Consider the following 9,734-nt stretch of genomic DNA (forward strand, 5'->3'; position numbering starts at 1 on the left):
CCCGGTTGTGGCTCCGAGCGGCTGTTCAGCCAAGTCGGCCTGGCCACGCAGGCCATGCTCTGGCATGTGGGGGTGCAGACGGTGTTGCCACCCGGATACCTGTGTTGCGGTTACCCTCAAAAAGGCTCAGGCCAGTTTGACAAGGCCGAAAAGATCATCACCGACAACCGCGTGCTGTTTCACCGGGTGGCCAATACGCTGAATTACCTGGACATCAAGACCGTGGTGGTGAGCTGCGGCACTTGTTATGACCAGTTGCAGGGCTACCAATTTGACAAAATCTTCCCTGGTTGCCGCATCATCGACATCCATGAATTTCTGCTCGAAAAAGGCATGAAGTTGGACGCTGGTGGCGCCTATCTTTACCACGACCCTTGCCACAGCCCCATGAAGTTGCAAGAGCCCATGAAAACTGTCAAGGCCTTGATGGGCGACAACGTCATCGAGAGCAAGCGTTGCTGCGGCGAGTCGGGCACGCTGGGCGTCACCCGCCCCGACATCGCGACCCAGGTGCGCTTTCGCAAGGAAGAAGAGCTGCTCAAGGGCGAAGCCGCCTTGCGCAGCAGCGGTGCCTTGGCACCCCAGGCCAACGTCAAAATCCTGACCAGCTGCCCCAGCTGTTTGCAGGGCTTGTCACGCTTTGGTGATGACATGAAAAACGGCCTGCTCGAGGCCGATTACATCGTCGTCGAGATGGCCAAGCACATCCTGGGTGAAGAATGGATGCCCGAATACGTCAGCGCAGCCAATGCCGGTGGCATTGAGCGCGTGCTGGTTTAACCCCCCTCTGAAAGCTCAACATGGCCGGATTGAAAAAAGACATGCCCAACCCCGAGTCGCTGACCGTGCACGGCCAGACCAAGGTGCTGGAAATCGGGTTTGCCGATGGGGCGCATTTCCGAATCCCTTTTGAGCTGATGCGCGTGTACTCGCCCTCGGCCGAGGTGCAGGGCCATGGGCCAGGTCAGGAAGTTTTGCAAACCGGCAAGCGCGAGGTGACGATTGCCGAGATCGAGCCGGTCGGCAACTACGCGGTCAAACCCACGTTTTCTGACGGGCACGAGTCGGGCCTGTTCACCTGGGAATACCTGTACTTTCTGGGCGACCAGCAAGACGCCTTGTGGAAACAGTATGAAGACCGTTTGCATGCCGCAGGCATGAGCCGTGACGCCCCCATGATCGAAGCCTCGGCGGGCGGCAGTTGTGGGCATAAGCATTGAGAGACAAGCCATGAGCAGCACGCATTTCGGTTTCAAGACCGTCGACGAACAAGAAAAAGCCCGGCACGTCCGTGGCGTGTTTGATTCGGTAGCGTCCAAATACGATGTCATGAACGACCTGATGTCCATGGGGCTGCACCGCGTCTGGAAGGCTTACACCGTGCAGGTGGCCAACCTGAAAGAGGGCGACCAGGTGCTGGACATCGCAGGCGGCACGGGCGACTTGTCGATGGCCTTTGCCAAAAAAGTGGGGGCCACGGGCCGCGTGGTCCACACCGACATCAACGAAGCCATGTTGTCCACCGGACGCGATCGCCTGGTGGACCATGGCCTGGTCTTGCCCACGCTGGTGTGTGACGCCGAGAAACTGCCTTTTCCTGACAAGCATTTCAATGTGGTCAGCGTGGCCTTTGGCCTGCGAAACATGACGCACAAGGATGTGGCCCTGAAGGAAATGTGCCGTGTGCTCAAGCCTGGTGGGAAATTGCTGGTGTTGGAGTTTTCCAAAGTGGCCAAGCCGCTGGAAAAAGTTTACGACTGGTACAGCTTCAATATTTTGCCCAAGCTGGGCCAGCTGGTCGCAGGTGACGCCGACAGTTACCGTTACTTGGCCGAATCCATCCGGATGCACCCCGGGCAGGAGGATTTGAAAAGCCTTATGAAAAATAGCGGATTCGGCCATGTGGATTTTCACAACTTGTCGGCCGGGGTGGTAGCCTTGCACGCAGGTATCAAATGTTGATGCCCACAAACTGAATTTCGGACCTGAGTTGGAGACACCATGAACAAGTTGATGACACTGATGCTCGCAGGCGTATTGGCCTTGGGCAGCCTCAATGCAGAAGCCGCTCGCCGCATGGGCGGTGGTAAATCCGTTGGCCAGCAATCGAACCAGGTCACCAAGCGTGATGCAGCGCCGCAAACGCCTGCCGCACCCGCCCAAAATGCAGCACCTGCCAATGCCGCCAAGCCCGGTGCAGCAGCGCCCGCAGCTGCCGCACCCAAGAAACCTTGGGGTGCCATGCTGGGTGGTTTGGCCGCAGGTTTGGGTCTGGCTTGGCTGGCCCACTCCCTGGGCATGGGTGAAGCCTTTGGCAACATCCTGATGTTCCTTTTGATCGGTGTGGCCGTGATGGCTGCCATTGGCCTGTTCATGCGCTCACGCCGTAATGCGGCCGCCGGAAACCAAGGTGGTTTCGCTTACCAAGGCGCAGGCACCACGGCAGACCAACCCGCCTCCATGAAACAGTACAACCCTGAAAAAGTCGGTAATGACGCTTCAGCCCGGCCTTGGGAATCGCAAAACACCCGTTTTGACAGTTCGTCAGTCGATGCCAGCAACGGCTCCATGATCGGAGCAGCCTTGGGCGGAAGTCAAACTTGGGGGATCCCTGCAGGTTTTGATGTGGACAGCTTCATCACCGCAGCCAAACGCAATTTTGTGACCCTGCAAGATGCCTGGGACCGTTCCGACATCGATGCTTTGCGCTCCATGATGACCGACACCATGGTCATGGAAATCCGCAACCAACTCAGCGAGCGCGAAAGCCAGTTTCCTGGTCAGCCCAACAAGACCGAAGTGGTCATGCTCGATGCCCAGCTCCTGGGCATTGAAGAGCAGGCCGATGCTTATTTGGCCAGCGTCGAGTTCAACGGCATGATCCGCGAAGACGCTGCCTCGGGCCCGAGCGCTTTCCGCGAAGTCTGGAACATGACCAAATCCAAACAAGGTGGTGGCTGGCTCGTTGCTGGCGTGCAAGCGTTGACATAAAGACCGGCTCCACTGGGGGGCCAGTACTTTCGGGAATAATCGGGGACTATGGCAACACAGTCCCCTTTTTCATGGGCCGCTCAGGCGCTGCCCCAAATGGCCACCCGATTGGCAACCGACTTTCAACCCCCTGCGTGGGTGGTTGACGAATCCATCAACCGCCTTGTTTTGTTTCTCAACCATGTGTTGATGAGTGAACCTGAGGCCCTGGCCCGTTTGGCCAGACAAAAAGGTCAACGCATTGAACTGGTCTGGGAACGCGTTCAGCTTCAGCTGACCCCCACCCCGGCAGGCCTGCTGGAGCGTGGTCGTTTAGATGGCTTCGACCTTCGTTTGACGGTCACAGAAGCATCGCCCCTCTCCCTCGCCTCGTCTCTGGCACGTGGCGACAAACCCAAGGTCCGCATTGAAGGTGATGTGCAACTGGCCGCGGAAATCAACTGGTTGATCGACCATGTTCGCTGGGATGCCGAAGAAGACCTTGCGCGCTTGATCGGCGATGTCGCAGCCCACACCCTGGCTAAGACAGCTCGCAAAGCCTTGGAGGCTTTGCGAGGCTTTGTGGCACGCCGACCGGGTGCCGACCTTCGCCGCGGTAGCGCAGCATGATGCGCTGGGGCCGCTTCGGACGGGGTGCCTTCATTGTTTTCATTGTCTTGCGCTACGGCCTGGACGAGTTGGTGCTGTCGAGCTTTCAAAAACCCTGGATTCGCATGCTGGCCCGTGTGCTTTCGGTGGGCCGCGATCTGCGCTCACCGCGCGCCGTGCGCTTGCGAGAAGCCCTGGAGCGTCTGGGTCCTATTTTTGTGAAGTTCGGTCAGGTGCTGTCCACTCGGCGTGATCTGTTGCCTTGGGACATCGCCGAAGAGCTTGCCAAACTGCAAGACCGTGTGCCTCCCTTCAGTTCAGACATTGCCGTGGCCACCATCGAGCGTGCTTTTGGCAAACCGGTGGACGAAATATTCGAAACCTTTGAGCGCCAGCCCGTGGCCAGCGCTTCCATTGCGCAGGTGCACTTTGCCACCTTGCGGGGTAAAACAGGCCATGTCCGTGAAGTGGCTATAAAGGTGTTGCGCCCGGACATGCTGCCAGTGATTCAGAAAGACCTCAGCCTGATGCGCATGATGGCCGGTTGGGTCGAGAGCCTGAGCGCCGATGGCAAACGCCTCAAACCGCGTGAGGTGGTGGCCGAATTCGACAAATACCTGAACGATGAACTCGACCTGGTGCGTGAAGCGGCCAATGCCGCACAGTTGCGCCGCAACATGCAGGGCTTGGATCTGGTGCTGATTCCCGAAATGATCTGGGACTTCTGCCAGCCCGAGGTCATTGTGATGGAGCGCATGAATGGCTTGCCGATCAGCCAAGTAGATCGCCTGCGCGACGCTGGCGTGGACATTCCCAAGCTGGCCCGTGACGGCGTGACGCTGTTTTTTACCCAGGTGTTTCGCGATGGGTTTTTCCACGCCGACATGCACCCGGGCAATATCCAGGTCAGTCTGGCACCGGAAACTTTCGGACGCTACATTTCGCTCGACTTTGGCATTGTGGGCACACTGACCGAATACGACAAAGAGTATCTGGCACAAAACTTCACGGCCTTTTTCCGACGCGACTACAAGCGCGTGGCTGAGCTGCACATCGAATCGGGCTGGGTGCCTGCCGATACCCGCGTGGACGAACTCGAGTCGGCCATTCGCGCGGTGTGCGAACCTTACTTTGACCGGCCCTTGAAAGAAATCTCACTGGGCATGGTCCTGATGCGTTTGTTCCAGACCTCGCGCCGCTTCCAGGTGGAAATTCAGCCTCAGCTGGTGTTGTTGCAAAAAACCTTGCTCAACATCGAAGGACTGGGTCGCCAACTGGACCCTGAACTGGATTTGTGGAGCACGGCCAAGCCATTCCTCGAAAAGTGGATGCTGGATCAAATTGGCCCCAAAAAATTGTTGGAGCAATTGAAAGACCAGGCCCCGCTTTACGCCAAACTGCTGCCGCAATTGCCGCGCTTGCTGCACGACTACCTCAAGCAGCCGCGCCAAAACGATGCACGGCAGATCGAGCAGCTGCTGGCCGAGCAGCGGCGCACCAACAGGTTGCTGCAAACCCTGATTTACACCGGGCTGGGCTTTGTGTTCTCCTTGCTCGTTTTGCAGGTGGGCATGCACCTGCAACTTTTCACCTGAATTTGACATCTGAAGGAGCCGCAGGTGCTGCTGACTTTTGTGATCGCTTACTTGGCCGTGACCATCGGCATTGGTTTGTTGGCTGCACGCCGGGTCCATGGGGCCAAGGATTACTTGGTAGCGGGTCGAAGTTTGCCGCTTCACATGAACGTGGCCACCGTGTTTGCCACCTGGTTCGGGGCTGAGACGGTCTTGTCGGTATCGGCCACCTTTGCCAAGGATGGCCTGAACGGTATCCCCGGTGACCCCTTTGGTGCCACCGTCTGCCTGGTGTTGGCTGCCTTGCTCTTTGCCAATCTGTTTTACCGCTTGAACCTGCTCACCATTGGCGACTTCTACAAGGTGCGCTACGGCAAGTCGGTGGAAGTGCTCACCAGTGTGGCGATTGTGTTGTCTTACCTGGGCTGGACCTCGGCGCAATTGACGGCGCTGGGCCTGGTCATCCATGTGCTGTCGTCAGGGTCCATTGACCTTAACTACGCCATCATGATGGGCGCAGCCGTGGTGGTGGTCTATACCGTGTTTGGCGGCATGTGGTCGGTGGCCTTCACGGACTTGTTCCAGACCGTGGTGATCGTGGTGGGCCTGATTCTGGTAGCCCTGCTGGTGGGGGACAATGCAGGGGGTTTTGACAAGGTGGTGGCGCAAGCGGCGGCCGATGGCAAGTTCGACATGTTCCCGGCCGATATGGATGCCGCAGCCTGGTGGGCCATGGCGGGTGCTTTCTTTGCGTTTGCATTTGGCTCCATCCCACAGCAGGACGTGTTTCAGCGCATGACCAGTGCCAAGGACGAAAAAACCGCGGTGCGTGGCACCGTCATCGGGGCCTTGATGTACTTTGTGATCGCTTTCATTCCCCTGTACATCGCTTATGCGGCGCTGATCGCCCACCCCGAGCTCAAGGCCTTGTTCGAGTCGGAAGACGCCCGCACTATCCAGCGCATCCTGCCCGATCTGGTGCTGGGCAAAATGCCCATGTGGGCGCAGATTTTGTTCTTTGGCGCTTTGCTCTCGGCCATCCTGTCTACCGCCAGTGGGGCCTTGCTGGCCCCCACAGCCACCTTCACTGAGAACGTGCTCAAGCCCTTTGTGCCCCACATGAGCGACCGTCAGTTCCTGTTGCTGCTGCGCATCATCTTGGTCACCTTCACTTCGTTTGCCTTGCTGTTTGCTCTCAACAGCACCAGCACCATGTACGAGATGGTGCAAAACGCCTACAACGTCACCCTGACCGGGGCCTTTGTGCCGCTGGTGGCCGGGGCCTTCTGGCGGCGGGCCAATACGCAGGGGGCCTTGTTCTCGGTGGTGTTGGGTGTGGGCACCTGGCTGGTGTTCAACTTCCTGGCACCCGGAACCCTGGTGCCGGCCAACTTGCTGGGCTTGATGGCGTCCATCGTGGGCATGCTGCTGGGCTCTCTGGCCCCGACCGTGATTGCCAACCGTGGTCAGTCCTTGGCCAGCGCCTTGGGGCATGCGGCCCAAGACAGCGCCAGTCGTTGACCCCTTCAGCCGCCGCCCTGGGTCACGCGGGCGCGGCAAGGAGTTCGGCAATGGGCTTCGGGACTTGAAGGGCACTGCCAAGCCTATAATTGAAGGTTTTCTTGCAACACCTTCAAAGGCTCTTCACATGCCCATTTACGCCTACAAGTGCGACGCCTGCGGCCATGCCAAGGATGTTCTGCAAAAAATGAGCGACGCGCCGCTGACCGACTGCCCGGCTTGCGGAGCCCCCAAATTCAGCAAGCAGCTCACAGCCCCCGGTTTCCAGCTCAAGGGCACAGGCTGGTACGCCACGGACTTCAAGGGCAGTGGCGCAGCGCCAGCTGCCGCGGCAGCGACAGCGGCCACAGATGCTGCTGCACCGGCCAGCTCTGACGCTCCCGCTGCCGGCTCTGGCACCCCCGCTGCCAGCACGGGCACAACCGAGTCATCTGCTTCAGCCCCGGCGGCTGGCTGTGCGCCATCTTGCGCCTGCCATTGACCTTTTTACATTGATCGCTCCCATGAAACACCGCAGCTTCAAACAGTATTTCGTCACCGGCTTGCTGGTGTGGCTGCCCATGGGCATCACCGTCTGGGTGATCATGTGGTTGGTCGGCATGCTCGATGCCATCTTTCTGGCGGTGCTGCATGCGGCCGACACCTTGATTCCTGGGGTTCATGCCAGCGCCGAGTACCTGCGGGGCATCCCCGGTTTGGGCGTCGCCATTGTGGCCGTGTTCATTTTTGCAACAGGGGTGTTTGTGGCCAATATGTTTGGCCAATGGTGGTTGCGCAAATGGCATGGCATCATGAACCGTATTCCGGTGGTGCGCAGCATTTACACCAGCGTCAAGCAAGTGGCAGACACCCTGTTTTCGGGCAGTGGCAATGCATTTTCCAAAGCTTTGCTGGTGCAGTACCCGCGCCAGGGTTCATGGACCATCGCCTTTCTGACCGGCACGCCCGGCGGTGAAGTGGCCAAGCACCTGGGCCAGCCCATGGTGAGCGTTTATGTGCCCACCACACCCAACCCGACCTCGGGCTTTTTCTTGATGATGCCCACAGCCGATGTAATCGAGCTCGAGATGAGCGTTGACGACGCCCTCAAGTACATCATTTCCATGGGGGTGGTGGTGCCCGGTACCCCTGTTCCCAAACCCCCGGCAAAGGCCCTGGTGCTTCCGCCATCTGCTTGATCCTGGCGCCTTCTCGCCCCTGTTTCTGCGAATCTTGAAAGTAAAACAACATGTCCATGCGTTCCCACTATTGCGGTCTGGTGACCGAAGCCCTGACCGGTCAAAACGTGAGCCTGTGCGGCTGGGTCAACCGTCGCCGTGACCATGGTGGCGTGATCTTCATCGACCTGCGCGATCGCGAAGGCTATGTGCAGGTGGTGTGCGACCCGGATCGCCCAGAGATGTTCAAAGTGGCAGAAGACGTGCGCAACGAGTTTTGTGTGCAGATCAAAGGCGTGGTGCGTACCCGCCCAGACGGCACAAGCAACGACAACATGAAAAGCGGCAAGATCGAGGTGTTGTGCCACGAGCTGATCGTGCTCAACCCCTCCGTCACGCCCCCCTTCCAGATCGACGAAGAAAACCTGTCCGAGACGACCCGCCTCACGCACCGCGTGCTGGACTTGCGCCGTCCGTACATGCAAAACAACCTGATGCTGCGCTACAAGGTCTCGATGGAGGTGCGCAAGTACCTCGATGAAAACGGTTTCATCGACATCGAAACGCCCATGCTGACCAAGAGCACGCCCGAAGGTGCCCGTGATTATCTGGTGCCCAGCCGTGTCCACGATGGCCATTTCTTCGCTTTGCCTCAGTCGCCCCAGTTGTTCAAGCAGCTGTTGATGGTGGCAGGCTACGACCGTTATTACCAGATCACCAAGTGCTTCCGCGACGAAGACCTTCGCGCTGACCGCCAGCCCGAATTCACCCAGATCGATATCGAAACATCGTTCTTGACGGAGGAAGAAATCCGCGACATGTTCCAGAGCATGATCAAACGCGTGTTCCAGAAAACCATCGGTGTTGATTTGGGCGAATTCCCGGTCATGACCTACCAAGACGCCATGCACATCTACGGCTCCGACAAGCCCGACCTGCGCGTCAAACTTCAGTTCACCGAAGTGACCGATGTCATGGGCGATGTGGACTTCAAGGTGTTCTCGGGCGCTGCCAACATGAAAGGCGGACGTGTGGTCGCCCTGCGCGTGCCCAACGGCTCGGTCGAAGGTGGTGGCATCAGCCGGGGCGAGATCGACGCCTACACCGAGTTCGTCAAGATTTATGGTGCCAAGGGCTTGGCCTACATCCGTGTCAACGACCTGTCCAAAGGCCGTGAGGGCTTGCAGTCACCCATTGTGAAAAACATCCACGACACCGCCCTGAATGCGGTGCTGGAGCGCAGCGGCGCCCAAAACGGCGACCTGATCTTCTTCGGTGCCGACAAGGAAAAGATCGTCAACGATGCCATTGGCGCCTTGCGCATCAAGATCGGCCACAGCGAGTTCGGCAAGAAAAATGGCCTGTTTGAGGACCGTTGGGCACCGATGTGGGTGGTGGACTTTCCGATGTTCGAATACGACGAAGAGAGTCAGCGCTACACCGCCGTGCACCACCCCTTCACCGCCCCCAAAGACGGCCACGAAGACTGGATGGTCACCGCCCCAGAGAAGTGCATCTCCAAGGGCTACGACATGGTCTTGAACGGCTGGGAAATGGGCGGTGGCTCGGTGCGTATCCACCGCGCGGACGTGCAGCAAAAAGTGTTTGACGCTTTGAAGATCAGCCCTGAAGAAGCCCAGCTCAAGTTCGGCTTTTTGCTCGATGCCCTGCAATACGGCGCCCCACCCCACGGTGGCTTGGCCTTTGGTCTGGACCGCATTGTGACCCTGATGACCGGTGCCGAATCCATCCGTGATGTGATCGCTTTCCCCAAGACACAGCGTGCCCAGTGCCTGTTGACCCAGGCACCCAGCCCTGTGGACGAAAAGCAGTTGCGCGAATTGCACATCCGCTTGCGCACCCCAGACGCCGTCAAAGCAGCCTGATCGGCGCTGCACCGCTC

Annotated in this window: 10 protein-coding genes; all 10 read left to right on the plus strand. The window is 58.7% G+C overall.

Translation table 11 applies throughout. The features are described 5' to 3' along the window. On the plus strand, positions 1–780 hold a 780-nt coding region (locus ACIQ3A_RS11860; RefSeq protein ID WP_396431941.1), incomplete at its 5' end, for a (Fe-S)-binding protein. A gap of 20 nt (positions 781–800) precedes the next feature. Continuing rightward, complete coding sequence (locus tag ACIQ3A_RS11865; protein ID WP_396431942.1) at positions 801–1,220, plus strand: gamma-butyrobetaine hydroxylase-like domain-containing protein; 420 nt, start codon at positions 801–803, stop codon at positions 1,218–1,220. A gap of 10 nt (positions 1,221–1,230) precedes the next feature. Further along, positions 1,231–1,962 (plus strand): bifunctional demethylmenaquinone methyltransferase/2-methoxy-6-polyprenyl-1,4-benzoquinol methylase UbiE, encoded by a 732-nt coding sequence (gene ubiE / locus ACIQ3A_RS11870; RefSeq protein WP_396431943.1) that lies wholly within the window; start codon positions 1,231–1,233, stop codon positions 1,960–1,962. A gap of 39 nt (positions 1,963–2,001) precedes the next feature. Then, positions 2,002–2,991, plus strand: coding sequence for a Tim44 domain-containing protein (locus ACIQ3A_RS11875; RefSeq protein ID WP_396431944.1), 990 nt, complete (start codon positions 2,002–2,004; stop codon positions 2,989–2,991). Positions 2,992–3,180: 189 nt separating this feature from the next. Beyond that, a complete protein-coding gene (locus tag ACIQ3A_RS11880) occupies positions 3,181–3,600 on the plus strand; it encodes a hypothetical protein (protein ID WP_396431945.1) in 420 nt (139 codons plus the stop codon). Further along, complete coding sequence (gene ubiB / locus ACIQ3A_RS11885) at positions 3,597–5,174, plus strand: ubiquinone biosynthesis regulatory protein kinase UbiB (RefSeq protein WP_396431946.1); 1,578 nt, start codon at positions 3,597–3,599, stop codon at positions 5,172–5,174. The genes ACIQ3A_RS11880 and ubiB overlap by 4 nt, the downstream gene beginning before the upstream one ends. A gap of 24 nt (positions 5,175–5,198) precedes the next feature. Next, positions 5,199–6,674 carry a sodium:solute symporter family protein gene (locus tag ACIQ3A_RS11890; protein WP_396431947.1) on the plus strand — a complete coding sequence of 492 codons (1,476 nt, stop codon included), beginning with the start codon at positions 5,199–5,201 and terminating at the stop codon, positions 6,672–6,674. 127 nt (positions 6,675–6,801) lie between these two features. Then, positions 6,802–7,155: an FmdB family zinc ribbon protein gene (locus ACIQ3A_RS11895; RefSeq protein WP_396431948.1), complete on the plus strand. Its 354-nt coding sequence runs from the start codon at positions 6,802–6,804 to the stop codon at positions 7,153–7,155. Between the two features lie 22 nt (positions 7,156–7,177). Then, on the plus strand, positions 7,178–7,852 hold the full coding sequence (locus ACIQ3A_RS11900) for a DUF502 domain-containing protein (RefSeq protein ID WP_396431949.1): 675 nt from the start codon (positions 7,178–7,180) through the stop codon (positions 7,850–7,852). Between the two features lie 50 nt (positions 7,853–7,902). Beyond that, positions 7,903–9,717, plus strand: a complete 1,815-nt coding sequence (gene aspS / locus ACIQ3A_RS11905) for an aspartate--tRNA ligase (RefSeq protein WP_396431950.1) — start codon at positions 7,903–7,905, stop codon at positions 9,715–9,717. Positions 9,718–9,734 lie beyond the last annotated feature (17 nt).

Origin of the sequence: Limnohabitans sp. (assembly GCF_044361985.1) — a bacterium.
Taxonomy (GTDB): Bacteria; Pseudomonadota; Gammaproteobacteria; order Burkholderiales; family Burkholderiaceae_C; genus Limnohabitans_A.